A 24,996-nucleotide genomic window follows, 5' to 3' on the forward strand; every position below is an offset into this window, starting at 1 on the left:
ATTTGGCAAGCATAGTCGGCGGAGCTTTCAACAACCGCACAGGTCGCACCCTTCTTCGCCGGGAAACTGCCGTTAGTCAGAAGTCTGAAGCAAGACTCCCGCCACTTCGGCACGCCTGCAACGTCACTGACTGCTGTCGAAACGGCGGGTTCACGAAAACGCCTGCAGAAATTCACCCTGGGATTGAATTCGCGGCCCGGTCGACCGTCAATAACAAGCCCGCCCGACGAGGGCGCGTGTGAATGGACGGACGACCGGACTGGCGCCACACTCACACACCAGCAACACTCATCACCACCTGCCACTTCACCCGCACCAAAAGAGGATTCCCACATGCTATGGAAAAAAGGCCGACGCAGTGACAACGTCGTCGACGCGCGGGGTGATGACGCAGGCGGTGGCGGCGGCATGCGCTTCGGTGGCGGCAAAGGCCTGAGCCTGACCGCGATCGTGTTGATCGTCGGCATCGGCTGGCTCACCGGCCAGGACCCAATGCAGATCCTCGGTCAGCTCACCGGACAGATGGAGCAACCGGCGCCCACTTCGCAAACCCGTCAGGCGCCACCGGCCAACGACGAACAGGCCGAATTCGTCCGCTCGATCCTCGGCGACACCGAAGACACCTGGGGCCCGATCTTTCAGCAGGCCGGGCGCCAATACAAAGACCCGACGCTGGTGCTGTTCAGCAACCGGGTGAATTCGGCGTGTGGCATGGCCACGTCGGCCACCGGCCCGTTCTATTGCCCGGCCGACCAGAAGGTGTATCTGGACATGGCCTTCTTCGAGGAAATGTCGCAACGTTTCAAGGCCGCCGGAGATTTCGCCCAGGCCTACGTGATCGCGCATGAAGTCGGTCACCACGTGCAGACGCTGCTTGGCGTCTCGGCGAAAATCCAGGCTGCGCGCCAGCAAGGCCGGCAGATGGAAGGCGACGGCGGCTTGCTGGTCCGCCAGGAATTACAAGCCGACTGCCTCGCTGGCGTCTGGGCCTACAATGCACAGAAGCGCCTGAACTGGCTGGAACCCGGCGACATCGAAGAAGCCTTGAACGCCGCCAACGCCATCGGCGATGATCGTTTGCAACAACAGGGTCAGGGCCGCGTGGTACCGGACTCGTTCACCCACGGGACGTCGGCGCAAAGGGTGCGCTGGTTCAAAACCGGATTCGCACAAGGCCAGGTAAGCCAGTGCGACACCTTCGCGGCGAAAACCCTGTAAATGCATAAATGGCTTCTGGCTCTACTGATCCTCGGCAGCACGGCGCAGGCCGCCGGGGTCGACGCAATCAGCCCCGGGCGCTTGCAGTTCAAAGCCGGCGAAATGGCCGTCGGCATCGGACCGGCGCCGGAAAAAATCGAGCGCGTGGTGATCGTCATTCACGGTCGGCTGCGCAATGCCGAGACCTACCGCAAAAGCGCGGAAAGTGCCGTCGAACTGGCGGGACAGACATCGCACACACTGGTGATTGCCCCGCAGTTTCTCAACGAAAGCGATGTGCCGCTGTATTCGCTGCCGGCAACGCTGCTGCGCTGGAAAGGCAACGAATGGATGGCCGGCGGCTTATCCACAGGGCCGAATCCGTTGAGTTCGTTCGCGGCGCTGGATGAAATCGTCGCACGGGTCAGCGATCGCAAGCAGTTTGCCGACGTGAAGCAGATCGTGATTTTCGGCCATTCCGGCGGCGCTCAGGTGGTGCAGCGTTACGCCCTGCTCGCCAAGGAACAGCCGGCGCTCAAGGCCAACGGTATTCGCATGCGCTACGTGGTCGCCAATCCTTCATCGTATGCGTACTTCAACGAACAGCGGCCGGTGGCGTTCGATCACGCGCAGTGCCCGGGCTTCAATCGCTGGAAGTATGGCCTGACCGACATGCCGGTATACGCCGGCGGGCAAACGCCGTTGCAGGTGGAAAGCGCTTACGTCAAACGTGAAGTGATTTATCTGCTGGGGCAGCAGGATGTCGATCCCGAACATCCGGCGCTGGACAAAAGCTGTGCGGCCGAGGCACAAGGCGCTTACCGGTTGATGCGCGGGAAGCTGTATTTCGGTTATCTGCTGCGCCGCCATCCCGAGGGGATCAATCAGCGACTGATTGAAGTGCCCGGAGTGGGGCATGACGGGGATGGGATGTTGACATCGCCTGAGGGGCAGAAGGCGTTGTTTGATCAGTAGGTTTGGTGTTCGATGTGCCGACGCTATCGCGAGCAGGCTCACTCCTACAGGGGGAACCCATTCCAAACTGTAGGAGTGAGCCTGCTCGCGAAGGGGCCGGTTCAGGCAACAAAGATCTCAGGCAAACAGCATCCGCCGCAACTCCACACAATCCCTTGCATGCCAATCGGTCAATTCCGGCCACGGGTTATCCGGCAAGTTGACCAACACCGTCCGCGCCCCCGCCGCTCGCCCGCAATCAAGATCAAAACGGTAATCGCCCACCATCACCATCTCGCTGGCCGGAACATTCCAGGCTGCTGCGAGTTTCAGCAAACCACCGGGGTGCGGTTTCGGCGGAGCTTCATCGCGCCCCAGCACGTCCTCCACGGCAAAGCAGTCCGCCAGACCGATCGCCTGCAGCGTCACATGCGCCAGCTCCCGCGCATTGCGCGTGAGAATGCCGAGGCGATAGCCGCGCGCATGCAGATCACGCACCAGCTCCACCGCGCCGCTGGCCGGGGTCGAACCCAAGGCCAGATCGCGCTCGTGTTCCAGCAGCCAGGCGTGTTTGGCCGCGGCCTCATCCGGCGGCAATGCGGCGAGATGAGTCAGGATGTCGTCTCCGGGTGGAATCGCCAACGCCACACGAATCGCCGCGAAATCGTGCACCGCGACGGTCAGCGTGCCGTCCATGTCGAACACCCAGTGGCGCACATCGGCCAGGCTCATGCCCAATCCTTGCGATGGCGGATCAAGCCTTCCTGCGTGACCGAGGCAACCAGTTGTCCGGCGCGGTTGTACACGCTGCCCCGGGAAAAACCACGGGAATTGCCGGCCCACGGACTGTCCATCGCATACAGCAGCCAGTCATCGGCGCGCAGATCATTGTGGAACCACAGTGCGTGGTCGAGGCTGGCGACCTGCATGTCTTTCTGCCAGACCGATTTGCCGTGGGGCAGCATCGAAGTGGTCAGCAGGCCGAAGTCCGAAGCGTACGCCAGCAGGTATTTGTGCAGCGCCGGAATATCGGCCAAGGCACCGTCAGCGCGGAACCAGACAAATTTCACCGGATCGGCCGGTTGCGGGTTGTACGGATCTTTTTCGGTGACCGGGCGCACTTCGATCGGCTTCGGACACAACAGCTTTTCGCGCATGTGCTCGGGAATCAGGTGTGCCCGCTGCTGGGTCAGCTCCAGCTCCGAGGGCAGGTTTTCCGGACCGACCACCACCGGCATCTGGCTCTGGTGTTCGAAACCGGCTTCGTCGTACTGAAACGACGCACTGCAGGTGAAAATCGGCTGGCCCTTCTGGATCGCCGTGACCCGACGGGTGCTGAAACTGCCGCCATCGCGCACACGATCAACCGAATACACCACCGGCAACTTGGCGTCGCCCGGACGCAGAAAATAACCGTGCATCGAATGCACGTGACGCGCTTCTTCAACCGTCTGACTGGCCGCCGACAGCGACTGGCCCAGCACCTGGCCACCGAACAACTGACGGAAACCCAAGTCCTGGCTACGGCCGCGAAACAGGTTTTCTTCGATCGGCTCCAGGGTCAGCAAATCGACCAGATCTTCCAGCACTTGGCTCATTCAGACTCTCCTCACACACAGCAATGCCGCGCAGTCTTGGCTGCGGCGGCCGATTCAGGTTATGGCCCGAGCCATTGATATGGCCGCCATTGTAAACGTCCATGTCGGCTTATCCATGCAAGGTTTGCAGCCATTGTTCGCGGGTGATGCGGTACAGGATATGTCTGCGCAGCGGGTGATCGACAGCGAGTTTCGGATGATCGAAATCATCCTGCGGGTCGTGATGCATGCCGATCGCCTGCATGACTTTCTCCGACTGCGCATTTTGCTCAGCGGTAAATGAAACGATTTCCTTCAGCGCCAACCGATCAAAGCCGCATCGCAGAGCCGTCCACGCTGCTTCACTGGCGTACCCCAGCCCCCAATGTTCTCTGGCCAGACGCCAGCCGATCTCCACGGCCGGGGTGAACGGCGCGTCAAAACCGACCACACCGAGCCCGGTGAATCCGATGAATTCGCCGGTGTCCTTGCGCTCCAGCGCCCACAGGCCGAAGCCGTGCTCGGCAAAATGCCCGCGGACCCGGCCGATCAGCTCGGCACTTTGCAGTCGGCTCAACGGCGCCGGAAAATAGCGCATCACTTGCGGATCGGCGCACATCGCCGCAAATGCCGGCAAATCCTCGTCCTGCCACTGACGCATCAGCAAACGTGCGCTTTGCAGTTCCAGTATCGGCTCCATCGTGCCCCTCCATTTCCATGCCGCCAGTCTACATCGCTGGTAGGATCCTTCATTCTTTCCTACGTCCTGCACGAAACAAGTCATGCCGCTGCCGCTGATCTACCACGAAGACTACAGCCCCGAGTTCCCGGCGGATCACCGCTTCCCCATGGACAAGTTTCGTCTGTTGCGCGATCACCTGATCGACAGCGGCCTGACCCGCGATGCCGACCTGCTGCGCCCGCCAATCTGCCCCAACGACATCCTCGCCCTCGCGCATGACCGCCGCTATATCGAACGCTACATGAGCGGCGAGTTGTCCCGCGAAGACCAACGGCGTCTCGGCTTGCCATGGAACGAGGCGCTGGCGCGGCGCACGGTGCGGGCGGTCGGCGGTTCGATTCTGGCGGCGGAAAAAGCCCTGGAACATGGCCTGGCCTGCCATCTGGCGGGCGGTACTCACCACGCCCACTACGATTATCCGGCCGGCTTCTGCATCTTCAATGACCTGGCGATCATCAGCCATTACCTGCTGCAAAGCGGTCGGGTGAATCGCGTGCTGATCTTCGATTGCGACGTGCATCAGGGCGACGGCACCGCGCGGATTCTTCATAACACCCCAGAGGCGATTACCGTTTCCCTGCATTGCGAAAAGAATTTTCCTGCGCGCAAAGCCGAAAGTGACTGGGACATTCCACTGCCCAAAGGCATGGGCGATGCCGACTATCTGAAGGTCGTGGACGACACGCTCAATTACCTGTTGCCGTTGTACCAGCCGGATCTGGTGCTGTACGACGCCGGCGTCGATGTGCACAAGGACGACGCCCTCGGTTATCTGCAATTGACCGACGCGGGCGTCGCCGCCCGCGATGAAAGCGTGATGCGCCATTGCCTGGGCCGCGACATTCCGGTGATGGGCGTGATCGGCGGCGGCTACAGCAAGGACCGCCACGCCCTCGCCCGCCGCCACGGCATCCTTCATCACAGCGCAAAGCGCGTGTGGGATTCACACGGTTGTCATTGAAACGTGCTGCGTTACCCACAATCGCTGTGGAACTGCCTGTGGATAACCTGAGTGAAAGGCACTGCGGGCCTTGGTGGCTGGGGCTTACAGAAGACTGGTTAATAATTGGCCACTGCGCAGTCCCTGTAGGAGTGAGCCTGCTCGCGATTGCGGTTGATCAGCCAGCATCAATGTTGAATGTGATTCCGCTATCGCGAGCAGGCTCACTCCTACAGGGGTTTTGCGCTGTTAGAATGCGCGCCTTATCCCGCCATACCGCAGCGCACGCCCATGACCCAGAACTCCGTCCCCATCAATGCTCACGTCGCCATCATCGGCGGTGGCCCCGCCGGCCTGATGGCCGCTGAAGTGCTGAGCCAGGCCGGCGTGCGCGTCGATCTCTACGACGGCATGCCCTCGGTCGGGCGCAAATTCCTGCTGGCCGGGGTCGGCGGCATGAACATCACCCACTCCGAAGCCTACCCGGCGTTTCTCTCGCGCTACGCCGACCGTGCGCCGCAGGTCGCCCCGCTGTTACGGGCGTTTGATGCCGATGCGCTGTGCCGATGGATTCACGAACTGGGTATCGAAACCTTCATCGGCAGCTCCGGCCGCGTGTTCCCCACCGACATGAAAGCCGCCCCGTTGCTGCGCGCCTGGCTCAAGCGCCTACGCGACAGCGGCGTAGTGATCCACACCCGCCATCGCTGGCTCGGCTGGGATGAGCAAGGCGCGCTGCGCGTCGACACGCCACAAGGCGAAATAGCCGTCGAACCCGATGCCACCCTGCTCGCCCTCGGCGGCGGCAGTTGGTCGCGCCTGGGTTCGGATGGCGCATGGATGCTGGCGCTGGAGCAACGCGGTGTGGACCTGGCACCGTTGCAGCCAAGCAATTGCGGCTTCGAGGTGCGGGCCTGGAGCGAGCTGATGGTCAGTAAATTCGCCGGCGCGCCGCTGAAAAACATCGCCATTGGATTGAACGACGATGTGCCGCGCTTGGGCGAATGCGTCATCACCGCGACCGGGATGGAAGGCAGTCTGATCTACGCACTGTCGGCGCCGATTCGCGAGGCAATCAATCGCGATGGGGCAGCGGTTATCCACATCGATCTGCTGCCCGGCCGGCCTGTGGATAAATTGCAGGCAGCGCTGAGCAAGCCACGCGGTTCACGCTCGATGGCCAAGCATCTGCACAGTCAGGTGGGAATTGATGGGGTGAAAGCGGCGTTGTTGCGTGAGTTGACCGATGCCCAGACCTTCGCCGATCCGGCGCTCTTGGCGCGAGCGATCAAGGCATTGCCGGTGACCTTGGTGAAAACCCGGCCGCTGAATGAGGCGATCAGCAGTGCCGGTGGCGTGACGTTCGAAGCGATGGATGAGCGCTTGATGCTCAGGGCGTTGCCGGGGGTATTTTGCGCGGGCGAGATGCTTGACTGGGAAGCGCCGACGGGTGGGTATTTGTTGACCGGGTGTTTTGCCAGCGGGCGGGCTGCCGGTTTTGCAATGCTGGAATGGTTGCAGCGTAAGGGCTGAAGACCGTGCGTTACCAGATCGCGAGCAGGCTCACTCCTACAGGGAGCGCATAGGACCTTGTAGGAGTGAGCCTGCTCGCGATAGCAATCTGACAGGCGCAGCGATGTTTAAGGTTTGCGTTTACGCGGCCCAGTATTAAAGACCGGCACCTTGCGCACAGGCTTGATCGATGGTTCCGGTGCCGAGGTCTCGCCGCTGTCCACCCACTTGCCCAGGTTGCGCTTACCGCCGCCACCGCCCGACGCTTTCGGCTTCTTCGGTTTCTTCGGCTTTTTGATCACCTGACCGCTGGCATCGGTGTCCGGCACGCGATGTTCAGGCTCGAAGTCCGGTTCGTTCTGGCGCTTCAAGGTCTGGCGAGTCAGCATTTCAATCGCCGACAGCATGTTTACTTCATCGGCGCACACCAGCGAGATCGCCTCGCCCGTAGCGCCCGCACGGCCAGTACGACCGATGCGGTGAATGTAGTCCTCGGCCACGATCGGCAGGTCGAAGTTGACCACCAGCGGTAGGTCTTCGATGTCCAGACCGCGGGCGGCGACGTCGGTCGCCACCAGAATCTGCACTTCGCTGAGTTTGAAACGGTCCAGCGCGCGCTGGCGAGTCGCCTGTGGTTTGTCGCCATGGATACCGTCAGCGTTCACGCCCAGGCCCTGAAGTTTTTCCACCAGTGCATCGACACCGTTGCGGGTCTTGGCGAACACCAGCACCTGCTTCCACTTGTTCTTGCGCATCAGGTGCACGAACAGTTCGGCCTTGCGCTTCTTGTCCACCGTCACAATCCACTGTTTAACGGTGTTGGCGGCAACGTTGCGCGGGCTGACTTCGACGCTCAGCGGATCGTTGAGCATCTGCCCGGCGAGCAAGCGGATGTCATCGGAGAAGGTTGCGGAGAACAACAGGGTCTGGCGCTTTTTCGGCAGCATGCGGTAAATATTCGCCAGTTCTTCGGAGAAGCCCAGGTCGAGCATACGATCGGCTTCATCCAGCACCAGCGTTTGCAACTGATCGAGTTTGAGCGCGTTCTGGCGGAACAGGTCGATCAAGCGACCGGGCGTGGCGACCAGCACATCGACGCCGCCGCGCAGCTTCATCATCTGCGGGTTGATGCTGACACCGCCGTACACCGCATAGGTGCGCAGCGGCAGGTTTTCGGCGTACTGGCGCACAGACTCATGAACCTGCTCGGCCAGCTCGCGGGTCGGCACCAGAATCAGCGCACGCGCCGAGTTGGCGCTGACTTTCGGCCCTTCCATGGCCAGCAACTGCAAGAGCGGCAAAGCGAAACCGGCGGTCTTGCCAGTGCCGGTCTGGGCCGCGGCCATCAGGTCACGACCGGCCAGCACCGCCGGAATGGCTTGCGCCTGCACCGGCGTCGGGGTCTGGTAGCCGAGCGTCTCGAGGGAGCGCAGCAAGGGTTCGATCAGGCCAAGGGAGGCGAAAGTCATGGGAGTACCGTAGGAAAAAATGACGCGAGGATGCAATGCCGCGCAGTTTACCCTAATTCGTACGCGCTTCCGCCGGAACGGCTTTCTCCTCCACTGCCGGGGGCTGCGCCGGCCGCCGCCACTGCGGCAGGCTGATCAGCAGCACGGCGCTGATGATCACCAGCATTGCCAGCGCCTCCTCTATGCCAATGGTCTCGCCGACAAACACGATGCCCAGCAGCACCGCCACCGCCGGATTGACGTAGGCATAACTGGTCGCCGCCGCCGGACGCACGTGCTTGAGCAAATACATATAGGCATTGAAAGCGATGATCGAACCAAAAACGATCAGATACGCCAGCGCCAACCAGCCTTCGAGCGGTGGCATGGCGTGCAACTGCTCGCCACTCACGACGCTGCCGATCAACAGCACCACGCCACCGACGAGCATTTCCACGGCACTGGCCATCGCCCCCGCCGGCAACGGCAGGTGCCGGCTCCACACTGAACCGAACGCCCAGCTCGCGGCCGCGAAAATCAGCAACGTCGCCCCCAGCGGACTCGATTGCAGATTGGAGCCCATGTTGAGCATCGCGATGCCAATGATCCCCAGCACCACCCCGGCCCATTCCAGTCGCGTGTTCCGTGCGCCCCAGAAATAGCCGCACAGCAACGTGAACAGCGGCACCGTCGCCACGGCCAGCGCAGCGACGCCGGACGCCACGCCCGTATGCTCGGCGACACTGACCGCACCATTGCCAAAGCTGAGCAGCAGAATCCCGATGATCCCCGCCGCTTTCCACTGCGCCCAGGTCGGCGCCGGCGCACCGCGCCAGCGCAGAAAGCCGTACATCAGGCTGCCAGCGATGACGAAGCGCACCCCGGCCAGCAACAGCGGTGGCCAGTATTCGACGCCGATGCGAATCACCAGATAGGTCGATCCCCAAATCACATACAGCGCAAAAAACGCGGCAATCAACGGCAAGGAAAAACGGCGCAAGGCAGGCATGGGCAACTCGACAGTCAGATTTCTGTGGACGGATTATTCTAGAAAGGCCGCCGCGCAAAAATAAGTTACAAAACCTGTTTATCTGGCCGGTACACTTTTGAAATCACGGAGATCAGCGGAATAAAGCGCGATTTCGAAAGTCTGGCATTTTCAAGAGGTGCGCCTTGGACAAATACGACCGCATGCTGCTCAGCGCCCTGTTGGAAAACGGTCGCGCGTCCTACGCCGATCTGGCGCGCAAAGTGAATCTCTCCGCCCCCGCCGTCGCCGAGCGCGTGGCCAAGCTTGAGGCGTCCGGGGTGATCACCGGGTATCAGGCGAAAATCGACCTGGCGAAAATCGGCCTGCCGATCCAGTGCGTTATCGAATTGCGCCTGAACCAGCATGGCAACCAGAAGACCTACGACGAACTGATCAAAATCCCGCAAATCACCGAATGCCACCGGGTCACGGGCGACCCGTGCGTGATCATGCAGGCGGCGGTGGGCTCGATGCCGGAACTCGAGGAGTTGATCAATCGGGTGGCGACGTTTGGTTTCAGCAAGACTTCGATCGTGCTGTCGAGCGCCGTCGAAAAGCGCGTGCCGCTCGGCCATATCGAAAGCAACGGCAAATAATCAGGCCCCCCGAAGTCCAAATGTGGGAGCGGGCTTGCTCGCGAAGAGGCCGTATCAGACAACAACGCTTTGAATGACACACCGTATTCGCGAGCAAGCCCGCTCCCACAGGGGCCTTTGTGTCGGGGTCTGGGATCAGCGATAACGCTGCAAATGCTCGCCCACTTTGGCCGCAGGGACTTTCTGCAATTTGCACAGCAGATCGTGGTTGAGTTCACGCACGCCGTGCTTGCTACGCAACTCATCGGCCAGATGCGCCATCAGATTGGCCGCCATCTCGGCATCGGCCATGGCCCGGTGAGCCTGGCCGGTGTGCGGCAGACGCGCGAAGGTGGTCAGCGTGCCGAGCTTGTGATTCGGCGCCGCCGGCATCAGCCGCCGCGCCAGCAACAGCGAGCAGGCAAAATTCTGCAGACGTGTGCGTTTGATCCGCCCCAGTTCAAAATCCCAGAACTTCTGGTCGAACGAAGCGTTGTGCGCCAGCAATGGCGTGCAGCCGACGAACTCGTTGACCTCTTCCATCACGCGCTCGGCCGACGGCGCGGTGCGCAGCATGGCGTTGCTGATACCGGTCAGTTGTTCGATGAACGCGGGGACGCGCACGCCGGCGTTCATCAGGCTCTGGTAACGCTCGACGATGCGGCCGTTTTCCAGCATGACCACGGCGATTTCCGTAGCGCGGCAACTGCTGTTCGGCGACAGGCCGGTGGTTTCAAAGTCGATGACTGCAATGCGTTCCAAACCGGGTTCAACTCCGTTCAAATCAATTCTTGAGCAACAGTGCGCCTTCGATCGGCACATAACGGCTGGCGGCGCGAATCAGCGAGTTGGCCGTCAGGCCGGGCACGCCATAAGCGACCGCTTGCACGCCGTGTTTGTTGATGATGCGTTCGAGCAGCATGTCGAAATCGCCATCACCGGAGGCCAGGACGATTTCGTCGACATGGTCGGCGGCGTCCATGATATCGAGAGTGATGCCAACGTCCCAGTCGCCCTTGGCCGAGCCGTCACTGCGCTGGATGTAGGGCTTGAGCTTCACGGTGAAGCCGAGATTGCGCAGGATCTGCTGAAACTGCTGCTGCTTGCTGTCGCCCCGGTCGATTGCGTAGGCATAGGCCTCGACGATCTGCCCGTCCTTGCTGATGTCCGCCCACAGCGCGGCGTAGTTGAAGTGGCAACCATAGGCCTGACGCACGGTGTAGTAGAGGTTCTGCACATCGGCGAACACTGCGATTTTTTTCACCGGAGTTCCTGGGCGCACGAGCGCACGAAGCGGGATCAGGCGATCGGGCCTGAAAAAGGCGCTCAGTATGCCAGCCAAGAGAAAGATTCAGCGAATAATCGCCGGCTGGCGCCGAGGTGTCCCTGACAAACGGTGTTGTGGCGAGGGGATTTATCCCCGCTGGGCTGCGCAGCAGTCCTCTCTCCAATTAGGAAAAGCGGGGCTGCTGCGCAGCCCAACGGGGATAAATCCCCTCGCCACAGGGTCGATGTCAGCCTTGAAAGGCTGTGTCAGACGAACGAGTCGTCATCATCGAAGAACGATGAATTGTCAGCGCTGTAATCGGCGTCGGTAAACCCGGCCTGATCGTTGCCAGAGAACCCGTTATCCGCCACACGCGGCTCATCGCCCCAGCCGTTATTGCTCTGGTCGGCCACCTGCGCCGGTTCTTCCTTGATCACCTCGACGATTTCCTCAGGCGCCTGGTTGTGATGGAACAGGCTGCTGATGCCCTGCGCCAGCATTACACCGCCGGCCACGCCCGCGGCGGTTTTCAGCGCGCCGCCGAGGAAGCTGTTGCCCGCCGCCGGGGCTGCCTGCTGCGCATAGTTGGGCGGCGCGGCGCCGAAGTTCTGTTGAGGGGCCGGCGCCTGGAAGCTCTGCTGCGGCGCCGGCTCACGCCAACCGCCAGTGGACGCCGGGGCATTTTGCGTCGACGCCGGACGCGAACTGCCGCCGCCAAAGATGCTCGACAGAAAACCACCCGCACCGCTCGGTGCAGGCGCGCTGCCCTGGGCCTTCGCCGCTTGCAAATCGGCCTGCAAACGCTGGACTTGCTCGGTCAGTTGCTTGTTCTGTTCGTCGAGGCTCTTGAGCGCCGCCTCTTGCACCAGAATCGCCTGGGTCATGAAATAGCCTGCCGCCGGCTGGCGGGTCAGGTGTTCCTTGATCCGCGCCTCGGCCTGGGCGTCGCGCGGGGCTGCCTCCGTTTCGGCCTGTTGCAGCCGGGAAAACAGTCCATCGATCAGGGTTTGCTCTTCGCTGTTCATGGCGACCTCGTAGATTGCCGGGGATAACGTTGCCCTCGTCCACATTGGCCGAGGTGCCTCCCTGTAATGGAGACGGTGACAAAACGTTTCAATGACCTTTACCGAATGTTTACGTTTGTGTCGCGCCAGTCATCATCGGTTAAAGTGAGCCACTGTTTTCGACCTGCGATACCGACTGATGAATGCCCTCGAAGTACTGCGCGACTCTTTGTATTTTTTCAAACGCCATCTGGGCAGCATCGTGCAGTTGTGCCTGCCGCTGGTGATCGTCGAGGCGTTCCTGCAACAGGCGGTCGATCACGCCACCGGACCCGAGAGCTTCTCGGGGATCAGCATCATCGTCGGCCTGCTGGTGTATCCGCTGTACACCGCCGCGCTGATTCTGTTTCTCGATGCGCGCAGCCGCGGTGAGTCGCCACGCAACCGCGACCTGCTGGCGATGGCCGCGACCCTGTGGCCGCGCTTCGCCGTGCTCACCGCGCTCAACACCTTGCTGATCCTGCTGGGGCTGTCGCTGTATTTCCTGCCCGGGCTGATGCTGATGGTCATGCTCGCCTTTGGCGAATACCTGCTGGTGCTGCGTGGCCTCGGGCCGTTGCAGGCGATGAAGGAAAGCCTGCGCCTGACCCGTGGGCATTTCTGGCGCATTCTGCTGTGCATCCTCTGTGTGATGACGCCCTTGTGGTTGCTCAAGGGCGCCACCCTGGCGGTGTACCCGGAGCCGCAAAACCCGCTGGTCGCCGTGCTGATCGACAGTGCCCACAGCTTCCTGCAACTGTTCACCAGCGTGGTGCTGTTCCGCCTGTTCATGCTGATCAGCCAATTGCCTGAGAAAAATGACGGAGCGGTCTGACCGCTCGCCGCTTGGGCTTCGCGGTTGCCGTCAGGTATGCTCGGGGCCACTTTCTGTAACGCTATAAGCCGAGCCATGACCCGTCTGCTGCGCTACACCCTGTTGCTCGTTGTGCTCGCCATCGTCTTGCTCGGCGTACTGACGTTCAGCCTGACCTGGCGCCCCGCCGCCCGCGAAACCCTGCCAGTCAGTTGCAGCGCCACGGCGCCGACACTGGTGCCGGGGCAAGCGCTGAAAGTCATGACCTGGAACGTGCAATTTCTCGCCGGCAAGCGTTACGTGTTCTGGCATGACCTGGCCCAGGGCGACGATGAAGCGCCGACCCTGGAAGACATGGCGTTCAGCCTCGACGAAGTGGCCCGAGTGATTCGCGACGAGCAGCCCGACGTGGTGCTGTTGCAGGAACTCGACGACGGCGCCAAGGCCAGCGATTACCAGAACCAGCTAAAACTGTTGCAGGACCGACTCGCCGATCTGTATCCGTGCAGCGTCAGTGCATTCGACTGGAAGGCCGATTTTGTCCCGCAGCCGCACCTCTACGGCAGCGTCGGCCGGCAACTGGTCACGTTGAGCCGCTATCGCATCGAACACGCCGAACGCCTGCAATTGCCGGTGGCGTCAGGCAACTTCATCAGCCGCCAGTTTCAGCCGCGCAATGCCCTGCTGGCGAGCAAACTGCCGCTCAGCGATGGTGGGCAACTGACCGTTTTCAATACCCATCTGGAGCGCGCCCGGCAGCCAGACGACACTTTGCGCAGGCAAATGAGCGCCGTGGCCAAGGTGCTCGACAAATATGAAAGCCAGGGCCTGCCATGGCTGATCGGTGGCGATTTCAACCTGCTGCCCCTCGGCCAGTATCGCCGCCTGCCCGCCGAGCAGCGCACGCCTTACGCCGCCGACAGCGAACTGCACCTGCTGTGGGATAAATATCCAATGATCCCGACCAACAGCGAAGCCAGCGGTATCGACCGCGCCCGCTGGCTGACCCACTACCCCAACGATCCTGGCCTCAACGGCCCGGATCGCACGGTGGATTATCTGTTTTACAGTCCCAGGATCAAACGGCTCCAGGCGCGGGTCCGACAGGACGACACCTTGCGGATCTCCGACCACCTGCCGGTGATTGCACGGTTTCTGCTGCCGGCGGCACCCTGACCCCAAGCGGTACTCAACGGGCCGACCGCCTCGAATTCAAGACATGGAATAGCATGAAGATCTTATTGGTATGCAAGGACATCGGTGGCTATGCGCGCAAGCTGGCAGAGCACCTGAGTATCGATCATGAGGTTTGCTTCATCGATACCGCTGCGCTGGCCAAACCTTTCGATCGCGCGCCGAAGATCTTGCGGCGCCCGCTCAATCGCTGGTCGCAGTTGCGCCAGTTCAGCAAGGCCGTGGCGACTGGCGGGCGCTTCGACGTCGCCCTGATCATCAACCCGGCGCAAATCGACCCGAAGCAACTGGCGACAGGGCTTAACGCTTGCGAGCGCAAGATCGCCTACCTCTACGACAGTTTCAGTCGCTGGCCCATGAGCCGTGAAGCGTTGGCGGTGTACGACGAAGTGTTCTCCTTCGACCCGCAGAATGCCGAGCAATACGGTCTGAAAACACTGCACAACTTCATTTACGACGACTACGTCGAGGATGGCGATGCCGGCGAATATGCCGCTTTTGTGGTGATGGCCGGGAAAGATCGCGTGCCTGCGCTGGAAGGTCTGGCCAGAGCATTCGATCAGTTAGGCGTGACCGACTACAAATTTCTCGTGCAATGCAAACCGATTCCCGACGCGCATCCGGGCATCACCTTTTTCGAGCAAAGAATGTCACTGGAATCGGTCGGCGATCTGGTGAAACGCTCGCGGATCATTCTGGACATTTCCAAGCCCGGCCAGGCCGGTTTGAGCTTCCGGTTTTTCGAAGCCATGGCCGCGCGCAAGAAAGTCATTACCACCAATAAGCATGTGCTCGATTACGACTTCTACAACCCGGCGAACATACTGGTGATCGATGAGGCGGAGCCGGTGATTCCGGCTTCGTTCATCTCTGCGCCGTATGTCGATATTCCTGAACCGATCTATCGCAAGTACACACTGCAAGGCTGGGTCGAGACAGTTTTTGCGCAGCGGTGACAGCTCGCGAGGTCAGAGCCCCGGCGGAACGTAGCCCGGAACATAACGAACGTTGGCACACTTGCCGTGCAATATCCGCCCGTCTTCGATCAGGAACTGGGCGATCTTCTTCTGCTGATTGATCTTCGCCTGCAACTTGCAGGTAGAACTGTGCCCGACCTGTTGGTAGTGCTCGGTGTACACCATGCCATTGCCGGTATGGTTCATCGAAGTGCCGGCCGCTTCGGTGGTGGTCCAGCTCGCGGACTTGTACCAGGTCAGCACGGCCAAGGGTTCGCCGTTCGGAGCGGTTTCCTTTTGCATCGAATCGGGTGTGCCGAACAGGTCCAGCGCTTCCTGAAGGTCGCGTCCTTCCCAGCGGCTTTGCGCAATGCTGGAACAACCGGTCAAGAGCAACCCCGCCAACAGGGTTGTCAGCGATAAGCGTGTGTAAGTCATTGGATGCCCCGGCTTATTTTTTCAGTTCGAGCAGGCTGTCGATGTTGTCCATCATCTGGCTCTTTTGCTGAATCGGCGCGAGCTTGAAGAACATCTGCTGCAGCATCTGGATCATCTGCAGATATTCCATCTTGCCCACGGCGGCCATGTCGTTTTTGGCGCGACTGCCCGGCGCACAGGCAAACTTCAGCGCTTGCTGGACCCAAAACTCTTTCGGGGTCTGCCATTGATTGGCAACTTTCAGATGACGCATGGTGTAAGCGAGACGCTCGATGGACTGGCCATTGATAAACCGTACCTTGCCCGTAGAGCACTGGGCTTCGATGTTGTAAACGTCGATCATCGGTTTGCCGGGTTCTTCATACACCAGCGTCACCGCAACCATGGTCGCGCCTTTGGTTTTTTCCGAAGGCACCACCGACATCGCATCGGCGACGTACATGATGTTTTTCTGGGCAACGCCGTTGCCGTAGATAATCCACCAGTCGCCCGCCGGGTTCGGCTCTTCGGCGATGGCCGAACCGGAGGCGGCCAGCAGCGCAGCCGACAAGAAGATGATCTTCTTGAACTTGAAGAAAGATGACATGGGCAGTTCCGTTCCTTGGGCAAAGGTTGCCAGGCAGCAACACTCGTTGTGGGTCAGGCCGCGATTTTGGGAGCCTGAACAAACAAGGGCAATTAGCACGGATGGGCTAATGGCACGTGGCTATTGCTGTTCAGGTCCCCCTTGGTTTCGCCCGCGCGGTCGCTTCAGCCACCAATGGATCGTCCGGCCAGTAATGCTTCGGATAGCGCCCCTTCAGATCCTTCTTTACCTCGGCGTAGGTGCTGCGCCAGAAGTTCGCAAGATCCTGCGTCACCTGCACCGGTCGCCGCGCTGGTGACAACAGGTGCAGCTTGACGACCTGCCGGCCGCCGGCGATGCGCGGCGTGTCGGCCAGGCCGAACAGCTCCTGCAAGCGCACCGCGAGGATCGGCGGATGTTCGCTGTAGTCCAGACGAATCGACGACCCCGACGGCACGCTCAAATGATGCGGTGCCAGCTCATCAAGCTTCTGCGGCAGCGGCCAGGGCAGCAGGTTGCGCACAATGCTCGATAAATCCAGCTGGGCGAAATGGCTGAGCCGCGAGACTTTGCCCAGATACGGCAGCAGCCAGTCTTCGAGGGTGTCGAGCAGCGTCGCGTCGCTGACATCCGGCCACTGACTGTCGTTCTGCGTATGCAGATCCAGCTGGCGCAACAGCGCCACCCGCGCCTGCCACTGCCGCAACTCCGGCGTCCACGGCAATAACTCCAGGCCCTTGCGCCGCACCAGATTGACCAGCGCCTGACTGCGCGCGTTTTCATCAAGGCCCGTCAACGGCTCACGGCTGAGAATCAGCTCGCCGACCTTGCGCTGACGCTCGGCGCGCAGCACGCCTTCACGCTCGTCCCAGTCCAGTTGATCGACGTTGCGCACCTGTTCTGCCAGCACTGAATCGAACAGCGCCGGATCAAAATCAGCGGCCAGATAAATCCGCTCTTCGCGCTGACCCTGGCGGCTGCCGAGGTCGGCGATGACGATCCACGGTTCTTTCATCAGGCTGTCCGCTTCGGCGAACAGCGCCGCGCGTCCGTTGGCCAGACGATATTCGGCGCCACCGGCACGTCGCTGCTGGGCGACGCGATCCGGATAGGCCAGCGCCAGCAACGCGCCGAGCCAGCGCGGATGATCGGGATCGCTGACCGGCTCGCTCGGTTTGCCACGCAGGTACCCGCGATACTGCCGCGCCAATTGCCGGGCGCGTTGCACCCCGCCCTGCGTGCCACGACCGGCGCGTTCCTCGCCCGAGAGCAAGACCAGGCGGCTGTGCAAATCCGCGCCAGCGCCGCGCAAGATATCGCGCTCGCCGAGCAACGCGGCGACATCGCACGCCATGTTCGCCAATCCCAGCGCCTGACCGCGCAACAGCAAATGGGCGATGCGGGGATGGGCCGGCAACTCGGCCATCGCCTGGCCGTGGGTCGTCAGCGTTTCACCGTGCAAGGCGCCGAGGCGCTGCAACAAATCCTGCGCCTGGGCATAAGCCGCTGCGGGCGGCGCGTCCAGCCAGACCAGTTCGTCGGGCGTGACGCCCCAGCGCCCCAGTTGCAGAGCCAGACTGGCGAGGTCCGCCGAGAGAATTTCCGCACTGCCATACGCGGCCAGTTGTTCGTGCTGATCCTGCGACCACAAGCGATAGCAGACACCCGGCTCCAGACGCCCGGCCCGCCCGGCTCGCTGCGTGGCACTGGCCCTGGAAACCCGTTGAGTGTCGAGGCGTGTCATGCCGCTGCCCGGATCGAATCGCGGCACCCGCGCCAGCCCGGCATCAATCACCACACGCACGCCGTTGATGGTCAGGCTGGTCTCGGCAATGTTGGTCGCCAGCACCACTTTGCGCTGGCCGGGTGGCGCCGGATCGATGGCCGCCCGTTGCGCATTGAGGTCCAGTTCGCCGTGCAACGGGCACAGCAAGACGTCTTTGCGCTCGCCGATGGCGTCCGCCAGTTGCTGATGCACACGACGGATTTCCGCCTGCCCCGGCAGGAACACTAGTAGGCTGCCGGTCTCATCGTGCAGCGCTTCGAGTACCGTTTGTGTAACGCGCTGATCGATGTATTCGCCGGGCTGAAACGGTCGGCCCCAGCGCATCGTCACCGGGTACATGCGCCCTTCGCTGCGCAGGATCGGCGCATCGTCAAGCAAGCCGGCCAGACGCTCGCCTTCGAGGGTGGCCGACATCAGCAAAATCTTCAGCGGTTGTTCAGCGCGAAACAGCTCGCGACCGTTCAGACTGAGCGCCAGCGCCAGATCGGCGTCGAGGCTGCGTTCGTGAAACTCATCGAAGATCAGCAGGCCCACGCCTTCCAACGCCGGGTCATCCTGCAAACGCCGGGTCAGAATGCCTTCGGTGACCACTTCGATACGTGTCTTGGGGCCGACCTTGCTGTCCAGGCGAATGCGATAACCAACGGTTTCACCGACCTTCTCGCCCAGTTCACTGGCCAGACGTTCCGCTGCCGCGCGAGCCGCCAGACGCCGCGGCTCGAGCATGACGATGGTCTGCCCCGCCAGCCACGCTTCATTGAGCAGGGCCAAGGGCACGCGGGTGGTTTTACCGGCGCCGGGTGGTGCTTCGAGTACGGCTTCGTGGCGCGCCGCGAGGGCTTCACGCAGGGCGGGTAAAACATCGTCGATCGGCAAAGAAATCATGCTGGCTCCCAAACAGATCGGCGAGTATAACGGCGAACTGTTTGGCGTAGTCTGAACTCAAAACAGTAGCCGTTATTGTTCAGCTCTCAGGAGACATTTCCATGCGCTTACCTTTTCGCCTGATCGGCGGTGTTCTGGTCGCCACGCTGCTTACGCAAATCACTGCGTGCGGTTCGATTTTCTACCCGGACCGTCGCGGCCAGATCGACGGCAAGATCGACCCGGCGATTGCCGCGCTCGATGCCGTCGGCCTGCTGTTTTACATCATCCCGGGGCTGATCGCGTTTGCCGTCGATTTCGCCACTGGCGCGATCTATTTCGAACCGGGGCACACCGCGCAGATCGACCCGGCCAAGCTCAAGCAAGCCATCGGTGCGGACGGCCAGGTCGATAACCACAAGTTGCAGGCGATTCTCGAGAGCGAGCTGGGAAGAGCTGCCGTTGAAATAAATAGGGCCCTCGACGACCCACGCCTCATTCAACACAAGGGCAGCACCCAGCAACTGGCGATGTTCGGCCTGCAACCGGCCGCCTGAACAAGGACCTTCGATGACCACCAGCCCCGAACACGCCCGCCTGCTGCGGCTGGCGACCCGCGCCTCGGTAGCGGTGGCCTGTACGTTGATCGTCGCCAAGGCCATTGCCTGGTGGCTCAGCGGTTCGGTGAGCATGCTTGCCGGCCTCACCGACTCGGCGCTGGATGGCGTCACCTCGCTGCTCAATCTGCTCGCGGTGCATTACGCGCTGCGTCCGGCGGATGACGATCACCGTTATGGCCACGGCAAGGCCGAATCGCTGGCCGGCATGGCGCAAGCGTTGTTCATCGGTGGCAGTGCGCTGCTGATCGCGTTTCAGGCCTACGAACGTTTGCAGACGCCGCAACCGCTTGGCGCGCCATGGCTGAGCATCGGCGTCATCGTTTTTTCACTGCTGCTGACCGCCGCGTTGCTGATGTTGCAACACCGGGTGATCAAGCAGACCGGCTCCAACGCCGTGCGTGCCGATTCGTTGCATTACCGCTCGGACATGTTGCTCAACGGCAGCATTCTGATAGCGCTGGTACTGGCCGGGTTTGGTTTTGCACAACTGGATGCGTGGTTCGGCCTGGGAATCGCCGCGTACATCCTCTGGAGCGCAGTCCAGATCGCTCGGGAAAGCTTTTCGGTGTTGATGGACGAGGAGCTGCCGGCGGATGTCAGCCAGCACATGCTCGAACTGGCGTGCAGTGTGCCGGGGGTGCTGGGCGCGCATGACTTGCGCACCCGCATCTCCGGTAATCACTGGTTTGTGCAGTTGCATCTGGAACTGCCGGGCGAACTGACCCTGTCAGTCGCCCATGGCATCAGCGATCAAGCGGCGGCAGCGATTCACACGTCTTACCCCAAGGCCGAGGTGCTGGTCCACGCCGATCCACAGGAAGTGGTGCTCGCCGCCCGAACTCAATAATTGACTTTATACCCGCGACTGCTCAGGCAATTGCCCTGCGCCTGACGGTACGCCTGGACCACTTCGGGCGCCGGTTGGTAGGTCGCGGTGCGCGGGTCGAAACCGCTTTGCTGCACCGCGTACTGGTAGCACTGGTAACCGTCCTGCTGCACCTGCTGTGGTGACTGGCCGTTGGCCGGATACGCCTCGACGTCATAGCCTTGAGATTGTGGCGGCGGCTGCACCGGCGGTTCGACCACCACGTAATCCTGCGTGGCTTGCTGATAGGCGTAATAGGAGCCGGCGGCGAGGAACAACAGCGAACCGCCGATCCACACCTCACGGGCATAATCGGGCAAATACTGGATACGGATCCCGCGCGGCGGCTGCACGACGATGTAGCGCGGGCCTTGCGAGCGATACCAGTAGCCGCCGGAATAGAAGTAATCCTGGCCGCGATACGGCACGCGATAATCGCGATCCGGGAAGCGCTCGATCACCTGCCCCGGGCGATATTGCGGGCCGGGTCCCCAGCCATTGCCATGTCCGTTCGGGCGCCCCGGCCAGCGGTCGTCATCGGGCCGAGGGCGGGTCGGCCACTGCTGATTGTGGTAACCGTTTTGCGGGCGCTCGTCGCGGTAGTAGCCCGGACGCGGTTCCTCGGTCTGGCGCACGGTATCGGGCCGCGGCTGAATCGGCAGATTGTTGTTCGGTTGCCGGGGCGGCTCTGGCCGATTGTCAGGACGGTCGCGGTTCTGCCACTGCCCGTCGCTCTGATGAGACTGGCCGTTGTGCTCGAACTGACGACTGTTGTCGCCACGAATGATCTCGTTGTTCTGCCCGCGCGGCGGCTGCTCGCCGCCACGGCCCTGATTATTGCCCTGATGGTCCTGGCCGCGGCCATTGTCGTCGGGGCCACGATTCTGCGGCTCATCGGCAAGCGCTTGCGCACTGACACTCACACACAGCAAACCAACACCGGCCAGACGCCAGATACGCGAATTCATGCTTTTCCTCACGGCGCGAGAGCCTGTCATTGGGAGGGCCTGTTGCTAAGACTCGAAACCGGTACACCGGGTTCTGCAACAGGTTATCAGTCGCGCAACTTATTTATTGAGGCGACAAGATGAAATCGCAGGCAAGAAAAAAGGGAGACCCGTCGGCCTCCCTTTTAGAGAACTTCGTCCTGGCTCGACGCTTTTGACGTCGGCTCACCTCACGCCGTCTTCTGGACAGTGTGCAGCTCGGGGGCCGGCACAACCCCGGTGGGGGTGGCGGCCGCGGCGGGCCGGATTGGGCGGGCCGCGTGGACTGTGTTACCGAGCAGTGATTCTGGTGATAAGAATAGGCCGGACGCCGCGACAGATGATTGCGAAGATTGCTCAAATAAACACCACTTGCGCAATTTTTAACCCTGGATAGATAATCTGCCGCAATAGTTACAGCCAAGGACAGATTGATGAGCAAACTCGACCGTTACGACTTGAGCATTTTGGCGGAATTGCAACGCGACGCCCGCATCTCCAACCAGGAGCTGGCCGAGCGCATCGGTCTGTCCCCCTCGCCTTGCTCGCGTCGGGTCAAGCAACTGGAAGACGACGGCTACATTTCGCGGCAGGTCGCGCTGCTTGATCGAAAAATGCTCGGGCTGAGCCTGACCGCGTATGTGCTGATCGGCATGGACAGGCATACACCAGAGCGCTTCGAAAATTTCGAGGCAGCCATTCGTACGTTGCCGCAGGTGCTGGAGTGCAGCCTGGTGACCGGGGTGGACGCCGACTACCAGTTAAAGGTGGTGGTGCCGGATATGGATCACTATCAGAAATTGCTGCTGGGGCATCTGACCCGCATTGACGGGGTTACGAGCGTGCGGTCGAGTTTTGTGTTGAACCAAGTGCTGAACAGCACCGAGTTGCCGCTGACTCATCTGCGCAGCTGAAACCGCTTTCGCGAGCAAGCCCGCTCCCACAGGGAAATGCATTGCAAATGTGAGAGCAGGCTTGCTGCCACAGGGAAATGCATTCCAAATGTGGGAGCGGGCTTGCTCGCGAAGGGGCCGGCACAGGCGACCCAGATCAATGCCACCCCCACCGACCATGACGTATACTCGCCGCCGCCCTTTCAGCCCTGCCCCCGCGCCGGAGATCGCCGATGGATCCAGCACTGCTCGAAGAATGGATGATGACCGGTCTGGTCAGCATCCTGATCATTTTCATGGGTTTCATCGTCTGGGATCTGGCGAAGAAGTCCAAGGCCGGACGGTTCGGCTCGTTCATTCTGTTTTTCGTACTGGGCCTGGGTGTGGCCGCGTTCATCATCAAGAGTGTGGTGATCGGCCTGATCGAGTCCGGCGCTCTATAAACGCGCCGGCGCTTCTTTCCACTGGCCCTGATCGAGGCCCTCGATGGTCCAGTCGCCGATCCTGACCCGCACCAGACGCAACGTCGGCAACCCGACCGCCGCCGTCATGCGCCGCACCTGACGGTTGCGCCCCTCGCGAATCACCAGTTCCAGCCAGCTTGTCGGCACGCTTTTGCGAAAGCGTACCGGCGGGTTGCGCGGCCACAATTGTGGTTCATCCAGCTGCCGCGCTTCGGCGGGCAAAGTCATGCCGTCATTCAGTTCGACACCCTCACGCAAGCGCTGCAACTGCTCGGCCGTCGGCTCGCCTTCGACTTGCACCCAGTAAGTCTTCGCCAGTTTATGTTTCGGATCGGCAATCCGCGCCTGCAACTGGCCGTCGTTGGTCAGCAGCAACAATCCTTCGCTGTCGCGATCCAGACGCCCGGCCGGATAGATGCCCGGCACATCGATGTAGTCCTTGAGCGTCGCCCGCCCTTCACCGTCGCTGAACTGCGTCAGCACATCGAACGGCTTGTTGAACAGGATCAGCCTGGGCTCGGCCGGCGGCGCTTTCGCGACACGGCGTGGCGAAGAGGATGGCGGCTTCACACCGGGACGGCGCGAAGGAGGACGCGGAGGACGAGACATGGACAAAACAACATCTGGCGATCAGGGCTGACAATGCTAGTGCCCCGACCGCCAAATGACCACGATTAACCGTTAACGGAACGGCGGCTCGTCGAAGCTGCGCAGTTTGCGCGAGTGCAGCGAGTTGAGCTCGGTGCGCAGCAGATCCACCGCTTCGATGCCGATCTTCAAATGCTGGCTGACCGCGCGTTCATAGAACGCGTTGGCCGAGCCGGGCAGTTTGATTTCGCTGTGCAGCGGCTTGTCCGAGACGCAAAGCAGCGTGCCGTATGGCACCCGCAGACGATAACCCTGGGCGGCAATCGTGCCACTTTCCATGTCCACGGCGACCGCGCGGGACAGGTTGATCAGTGGTCGCTCCTGAGCCCAGCGCAACTCCCAGTTACGGTCGTCGTAGGTCAGCACGGTGCCGGTGCGCAGGCGTTTCTTCAGGTCGTCGCCCTTCTCGCCAGTAACGTTCGCAGCCGCCTGTTGCAGCGCCATTTGCACTTCGGCCAGTGCCGGGATCGGAATGTTCGGCGGCACCACACGATCGAGAATGCCGTCGCGGCGCATGTAGGCGTGGGCCAGCACGTAGTCGCCGATGGTCTGCGACTGACGCAGGCCGCCACAGTGGCCGATCATCAGCCAGCAATGCGGACGGAGCACGGCCAGGTGGTCAGTAATGTTCTTGGCGTTGGACGGGCCGACGCCGATATTCACCAAGGTCACCCCATGGCCATCGCTGGCGATCAGGTGATAGGCCGGCATCTGGTAACGGTGCCAGACCACACCGGCGGCAATCGCCGACGCCTCGCCGTGATCCATGCCCTTCTCGATGATCACGTTGCCCGGCAAGACCATGCGCACGAAACGCGGGTCGCGGCGCAATTGTTCCAGGCCATGGACGATGAACTGGTCGACGTAACGGTGATAGTTGGTCAACAGAATCCATGGCTGCACATGGCGCCAGTCGCTGCCGGTGTAATGCACCAAGCGACGCAGCGAGAAGTCCACGCGCGCAGCGTCGAACAGTGCCAGTGGCAGCGGATCGGTGTTTTCCCAGTCGTAGAGGCCGTCGGCAATGCCGTCGGTCGCAGCGGACAGGTCGGTACTCGGGAACACCCGCGCCAGCACCGCGGCGGTAACGCCGGAACCAGCCAGTTCATCGCCCTGCTCGACCACATACGGATACGGAATGTTCTGCTGGCTGACGCCGACTTCGACGGTCACGGTGAAGTCGTGCATCAACGGTGTCAGTTGTTCGAGCAGGTATTTGCGAAACGCCGCCGGGTGGGTGACGGTGACGCTGTAAGTGCCCGGCAATTGTACTTTGGCGTAAGCGCGGGTGGTCTGCGGGACTTCGCCCTGGCAATGGTAGGTCAGACGCAGCTCGGGATAACGAAACAGGGCACGCTGTACAGCGTCGGGTTCGACGCGATCCTTGAGGTAACGCTTGAGCGCCGAGTTCAGCGCCGTGGTGGCCCGCTCATGCAACTCGGCGAGACGATCCACGGCTTGTTCGGCGGTTTGAACGACAATAAACGCTTCGGTCACGATCAGCTTCCTGTGTTCTGACTTGCAGAGCTTCATCTTGCCTGCATCGTGGTCTCACGGGAACAGTGGCATGTTGGCAACCCCACAATATGTCGGTCGCATACAGACCCTGTAGGAGTGA

General features: G+C 61.5%; 26 protein-coding genes. 12 read left to right on the top strand and 14 right to left on the bottom strand.

The window, feature by feature from the left end:
• The first annotated feature begins 333 nt into the window (after nt 1-333).
• Nucleotides 334-1,218: a KPN_02809 family neutral zinc metallopeptidase gene (gene ypfJ / locus HU739_RS25250; protein ID WP_186546830.1), complete on the top strand. Its 885-nt coding sequence runs from the start codon at nt 334-336 to the stop codon at nt 1,216-1,218.
• On the top strand, nt 1,219-2,172 hold the full coding sequence (locus HU739_RS25255; protein ID WP_186546829.1) for an alpha/beta hydrolase: 954 nt from the start codon (nt 1,219-1,221) through the stop codon (nt 2,170-2,172).
• A gap of 117 nt (nt 2,173-2,289) precedes the next feature.
• Here the strand turns inward: HU739_RS25255 and HU739_RS25260 are convergent, their stop codons facing one another.
• The 3 genes from HU739_RS25260 to HU739_RS25270 all read right to left on the bottom strand — a co-directional run bounded on the left by HU739_RS25260 (nt 2,290) and on the right by HU739_RS25270 (nt 4,428).
• Nucleotides 2,290-2,883, bottom strand: coding sequence for an HAD family hydrolase (locus HU739_RS25260; RefSeq protein ID WP_186546828.1), 594 nt, complete (start codon nt 2,881-2,883; stop codon nt 2,290-2,292).
• On the bottom strand, nt 2,880-3,749 hold the full coding sequence (gene tesB / locus HU739_RS25265; protein WP_186546827.1) for an acyl-CoA thioesterase II: 870 nt from the start codon (nt 3,747-3,749) through the stop codon (nt 2,880-2,882). The genes HU739_RS25260 and tesB overlap by 4 nt, the downstream gene beginning before the upstream one ends.
• A 109-nt stretch (nt 3,750-3,858) precedes the next feature.
• Entirely contained in the window at nt 3,859-4,428 is a 570-nt protein-coding gene (locus HU739_RS25270) for a GNAT family N-acetyltransferase (protein WP_186546826.1), read from the bottom strand.
• Nucleotides 4,429-4,510: 82 nt separating this feature from the next.
• Between HU739_RS25270 and HU739_RS25275 the strand changes: the two genes are divergently transcribed.
• Together HU739_RS25275 and HU739_RS25280 are read left to right on the top strand one after the other, a co-directional pair.
• Nucleotides 4,511-5,431: a histone deacetylase family protein gene (locus tag HU739_RS25275; protein WP_186546825.1), complete on the top strand. Its 921-nt coding sequence runs from the start codon at nt 4,511-4,513 to the stop codon at nt 5,429-5,431.
• A 270-nt stretch (nt 5,432-5,701) separates the two neighbouring features.
• Nucleotides 5,702-6,943 (top strand): TIGR03862 family flavoprotein, encoded by a 1,242-nt coding sequence (locus tag HU739_RS25280; RefSeq protein ID WP_186546824.1) that lies wholly within the window; start codon nt 5,702-5,704, stop codon nt 6,941-6,943.
• A gap of 107 nt (nt 6,944-7,050) precedes the next feature.
• On the opposite strand, the gene HU739_RS25285 is transcribed toward HU739_RS25280, so the two are convergent.
• The gene (locus HU739_RS25285) at nt 7,051-8,391 is read right to left on the bottom strand and encodes a DEAD/DEAH box helicase (RefSeq protein WP_186546823.1); all 1,341 of its coding nucleotides are present in this window, start codon (nt 8,389-8,391) and stop codon (nt 7,051-7,053) included.
• A 52-nt stretch (nt 8,392-8,443) separates the two neighbouring features.
• Nucleotides 8,444-9,379: a drug/metabolite exporter YedA gene (yedA, locus tag HU739_RS25290; RefSeq protein ID WP_186546822.1), complete on the bottom strand. Its 936-nt coding sequence runs from the start codon at nt 9,377-9,379 to the stop codon at nt 8,444-8,446.
• A 164-nt stretch (nt 9,380-9,543) separates the two neighbouring features.
• Here yedA and HU739_RS25295 point away from each other — a divergent pair, with 164 nt between their 5' ends.
• Complete coding sequence (locus HU739_RS25295) at nt 9,544-9,996, top strand: Lrp/AsnC family transcriptional regulator (RefSeq protein ID WP_186546821.1); 453 nt, start codon at nt 9,544-9,546, stop codon at nt 9,994-9,996.
• 135 nt (nt 9,997-10,131) lie between these two features.
• Here the strand turns inward: HU739_RS25295 and HU739_RS25300 are convergent, their stop codons facing one another.
• The 3 genes from HU739_RS25300 to HU739_RS25310 form a co-directional block, all read right to left on the bottom strand.
• Nucleotides 10,132-10,737 (bottom strand): 3'-5' exonuclease, encoded by a 606-nt coding sequence (locus tag HU739_RS25300; protein WP_186546820.1) that lies wholly within the window; start codon nt 10,735-10,737, stop codon nt 10,132-10,134.
• A 22-nt stretch (nt 10,738-10,759) separates the two neighbouring features.
• The gene (locus tag HU739_RS25305; protein ID WP_003228475.1) at nt 10,760-11,239 is read right to left on the bottom strand and encodes a LabA-like NYN domain-containing protein; all 480 of its coding nucleotides are present in this window, start codon (nt 11,237-11,239) and stop codon (nt 10,760-10,762) included.
• A 269-nt stretch (nt 11,240-11,508) separates the two neighbouring features.
• Nucleotides 11,509-12,267 (bottom strand): DUF2076 domain-containing protein, encoded by a 759-nt coding sequence (locus HU739_RS25310; RefSeq protein ID WP_186546819.1) that lies wholly within the window; start codon nt 12,265-12,267, stop codon nt 11,509-11,511.
• 178 nt (nt 12,268-12,445) lie between these two features.
• Here HU739_RS25310 and HU739_RS25315 point away from each other — a divergent pair, with 178 nt between their 5' ends.
• The 3 genes from HU739_RS25315 (at nt 12,446) to HU739_RS25325 (ending at nt 15,249) form a co-directional block, all read left to right on the top strand.
• Nucleotides 12,446-13,120: a YciC family protein gene (locus HU739_RS25315; RefSeq protein ID WP_186546818.1), complete on the top strand. Its 675-nt coding sequence runs from the start codon at nt 12,446-12,448 to the stop codon at nt 13,118-13,120.
• A 75-nt stretch (nt 13,121-13,195) separates the two neighbouring features.
• A complete protein-coding gene (locus tag HU739_RS25320; RefSeq protein WP_186546817.1) occupies nt 13,196-14,275 on the top strand; it encodes an endonuclease/exonuclease/phosphatase family protein in 1,080 nt (359 codons plus the stop codon).
• A 53-nt stretch (nt 14,276-14,328) separates the two neighbouring features.
• Nucleotides 14,329-15,249, top strand: a complete 921-nt coding sequence (locus HU739_RS25325) for a CgeB family protein (RefSeq protein WP_186546816.1) — start codon at nt 14,329-14,331, stop codon at nt 15,247-15,249.
• 12 nt (nt 15,250-15,261) lie between these two features.
• Here HU739_RS25325 and HU739_RS25330 read toward each other — a convergent pair whose 3' ends face one another.
• The 3 genes from HU739_RS25330 to hrpB form a co-directional block, all read right to left on the bottom strand.
• Nucleotides 15,262-15,687 (bottom strand): hypothetical protein, encoded by a 426-nt coding sequence (locus HU739_RS25330; protein ID WP_186546815.1) that lies wholly within the window; start codon nt 15,685-15,687, stop codon nt 15,262-15,264.
• Nucleotides 15,688-15,700: 13 nt separating this feature from the next.
• Entirely contained in the window at nt 15,701-16,273 is a 573-nt protein-coding gene (locus tag HU739_RS25335) for a hypothetical protein (RefSeq protein WP_186546814.1), read from the bottom strand.
• 130 nt (nt 16,274-16,403) lie between these two features.
• Nucleotides 16,404-18,923: an ATP-dependent helicase HrpB gene (hrpB, locus tag HU739_RS25340; protein ID WP_186546813.1), complete on the bottom strand. Its 2,520-nt coding sequence runs from the start codon at nt 18,921-18,923 to the stop codon at nt 16,404-16,406.
• Nucleotides 18,924-19,024: 101 nt separating this feature from the next.
• Between hrpB and HU739_RS25345 the strand changes: the two genes are divergently transcribed.
• Nucleotides 19,025-19,459, top strand: a complete 435-nt coding sequence (locus tag HU739_RS25345; RefSeq protein WP_186546812.1) for a polyribonucleotide nucleotidyltransferase — start codon at nt 19,025-19,027, stop codon at nt 19,457-19,459.
• A 13-nt stretch (nt 19,460-19,472) separates the two neighbouring features.
• Nucleotides 19,473-20,369: a cation diffusion facilitator family transporter gene (locus HU739_RS25350; RefSeq protein ID WP_186546811.1), complete on the top strand. Its 897-nt coding sequence runs from the start codon at nt 19,473-19,475 to the stop codon at nt 20,367-20,369.
• Here HU739_RS25350 and HU739_RS25355 read toward each other — a convergent pair.
• The gene (locus tag HU739_RS25355) at nt 20,363-21,355 is read right to left on the bottom strand and encodes a DUF6515 family protein (protein WP_186546810.1); all 993 of its coding nucleotides are present in this window, start codon (nt 21,353-21,355) and stop codon (nt 20,363-20,365) included. The two genes, HU739_RS25350 and HU739_RS25355, sit on opposite strands and share 7 nt — an antisense overlap.
• Nucleotides 21,356-21,807: 452 nt before the next feature.
• Here HU739_RS25355 and HU739_RS25360 point away from each other — a divergent pair, with 452 nt between their 5' ends.
• Both HU739_RS25360 and HU739_RS25365 read left to right on the top strand, forming a co-directional pair.
• A complete protein-coding gene (locus tag HU739_RS25360; RefSeq protein ID WP_042561225.1) occupies nt 21,808-22,287 on the top strand; it encodes an Lrp/AsnC family transcriptional regulator in 480 nt (159 codons plus the stop codon).
• A 212-nt stretch (nt 22,288-22,499) separates the two neighbouring features.
• Entirely contained in the window at nt 22,500-22,709 is a 210-nt protein-coding gene (locus tag HU739_RS25365) for a DUF2788 domain-containing protein (protein WP_007909655.1), read from the top strand.
• On the opposite strand, the gene HU739_RS25370 is transcribed toward HU739_RS25365, so the two are convergent.
• Together HU739_RS25370 and amn are read right to left on the bottom strand one after the other, a co-directional pair.
• On the bottom strand, nt 22,704-23,339 hold the full coding sequence (locus tag HU739_RS25370) for a pseudouridine synthase (RefSeq protein ID WP_225922777.1): 636 nt from the start codon (nt 23,337-23,339) through the stop codon (nt 22,704-22,706). The two genes, HU739_RS25365 and HU739_RS25370, sit on opposite strands and share 6 nt — an antisense overlap.
• Nucleotides 23,340-23,411: 72 nt before the next feature.
• Nucleotides 23,412-24,911, bottom strand: a complete 1,500-nt coding sequence (amn, locus tag HU739_RS25375; protein WP_186546809.1) for an AMP nucleosidase — start codon at nt 24,909-24,911, stop codon at nt 23,412-23,414.
• Nucleotides 24,912-24,996: the final 85 nt, after the last annotated feature.

Origin of the sequence: Pseudomonas hamedanensis, assembly GCF_014268595.2 — a bacterium.
Taxonomy (GTDB): domain Bacteria; phylum Pseudomonadota; class Gammaproteobacteria; order Pseudomonadales; family Pseudomonadaceae; genus Aquipseudomonas; species Aquipseudomonas hamedanensis.

What these genes read in the sequence shown, in the direction of transcription:
- amn (WP_186546809.1), bottom strand. Translation starts at nt 24,911, where the DNA reads ATGAAGCTCTGCAAGTCAGAACACAGGAAGCTGATCGTGACCGAAGCG.
- HU739_RS25350 (WP_186546811.1), top strand. Translation starts at nt 19,473, where the DNA reads ATGACCACCAGCCCCGAACACGCCCGCCTGCTGCGGCTGGCGACCCGC.
- HU739_RS25355 (WP_186546810.1), bottom strand. Translation starts at nt 21,355, where the DNA reads ATGAATTCGCGTATCTGGCGTCTGGCCGGTGTTGGTTTGCTGTGTGTG.
- yedA (WP_186546822.1), bottom strand. Translation starts at nt 9,379, where the DNA reads ATGCCTGCCTTGCGCCGTTTTTCCTTGCCGTTGATTGCCGCGTTTTTT.
- hrpB (WP_186546813.1), bottom strand. Translation starts at nt 18,923, where the DNA reads ATGATTTCTTTGCCGATCGACGATGTTTTACCCGCCCTGCGTGAAGCC.
- HU739_RS25280 (WP_186546824.1), top strand. Translation starts at nt 5,702, where the DNA reads ATGACCCAGAACTCCGTCCCCATCAATGCTCACGTCGCCATCATCGGC.
- HU739_RS25255 (WP_186546829.1), top strand. Translation starts at nt 1,219, where the DNA reads ATGCATAAATGGCTTCTGGCTCTACTGATCCTCGGCAGCACGGCGCAG.
- HU739_RS25325 (WP_186546816.1), top strand. Translation starts at nt 14,329, where the DNA reads ATGAAGATCTTATTGGTATGCAAGGACATCGGTGGCTATGCGCGCAAG.
- HU739_RS25315 (WP_186546818.1), top strand. Translation starts at nt 12,446, where the DNA reads ATGAATGCCCTCGAAGTACTGCGCGACTCTTTGTATTTTTTCAAACGC.
- HU739_RS25365 (WP_007909655.1), top strand. Translation starts at nt 22,500, where the DNA reads ATGGATCCAGCACTGCTCGAAGAATGGATGATGACCGGTCTGGTCAGC.
- tesB (WP_186546827.1), bottom strand. Translation starts at nt 3,749, where the DNA reads ATGAGCCAAGTGCTGGAAGATCTGGTCGATTTGCTGACCCTGGAGCCG.
- HU739_RS25285 (WP_186546823.1), bottom strand. Translation starts at nt 8,391, where the DNA reads ATGACTTTCGCCTCCCTTGGCCTGATCGAACCCTTGCTGCGCTCCCTC.
- HU739_RS25320 (WP_186546817.1), top strand. Translation starts at nt 13,196, where the DNA reads ATGACCCGTCTGCTGCGCTACACCCTGTTGCTCGTTGTGCTCGCCATC.
- HU739_RS25260 (WP_186546828.1), bottom strand. Translation starts at nt 2,883, where the DNA reads ATGAGCCTGGCCGATGTGCGCCACTGGGTGTTCGACATGGACGGCACG.
- HU739_RS25360 (WP_042561225.1), top strand. Translation starts at nt 21,808, where the DNA reads ATGAGCAAACTCGACCGTTACGACTTGAGCATTTTGGCGGAATTGCAA.
- HU739_RS25275 (WP_186546825.1), top strand. Translation starts at nt 4,511, where the DNA reads ATGCCGCTGCCGCTGATCTACCACGAAGACTACAGCCCCGAGTTCCCG.
- HU739_RS25310 (WP_186546819.1), bottom strand. Translation starts at nt 12,267, where the DNA reads ATGAACAGCGAAGAGCAAACCCTGATCGATGGACTGTTTTCCCGGCTG.
- HU739_RS25335 (WP_186546814.1), bottom strand. Translation starts at nt 16,273, where the DNA reads ATGTCATCTTTCTTCAAGTTCAAGAAGATCATCTTCTTGTCGGCTGCG.
- HU739_RS25370 (WP_225922777.1), bottom strand. Translation starts at nt 23,339, where the DNA reads ATGTCTCGTCCTCCGCGTCCTCCTTCGCGCCGTCCCGGTGTGAAGCCG.
- HU739_RS25270 (WP_186546826.1), bottom strand. Translation starts at nt 4,428, where the DNA reads ATGGAGCCGATACTGGAACTGCAAAGCGCACGTTTGCTGATGCGTCAG.
- HU739_RS25330 (WP_186546815.1), bottom strand. Translation starts at nt 15,687, where the DNA reads ATGACTTACACACGCTTATCGCTGACAACCCTGTTGGCGGGGTTGCTC.
- HU739_RS25345 (WP_186546812.1), top strand. Translation starts at nt 19,025, where the DNA reads ATGCGCTTACCTTTTCGCCTGATCGGCGGTGTTCTGGTCGCCACGCTG.
- ypfJ (WP_186546830.1), top strand. Translation starts at nt 334, where the DNA reads ATGCTATGGAAAAAAGGCCGACGCAGTGACAACGTCGTCGACGCGCGG.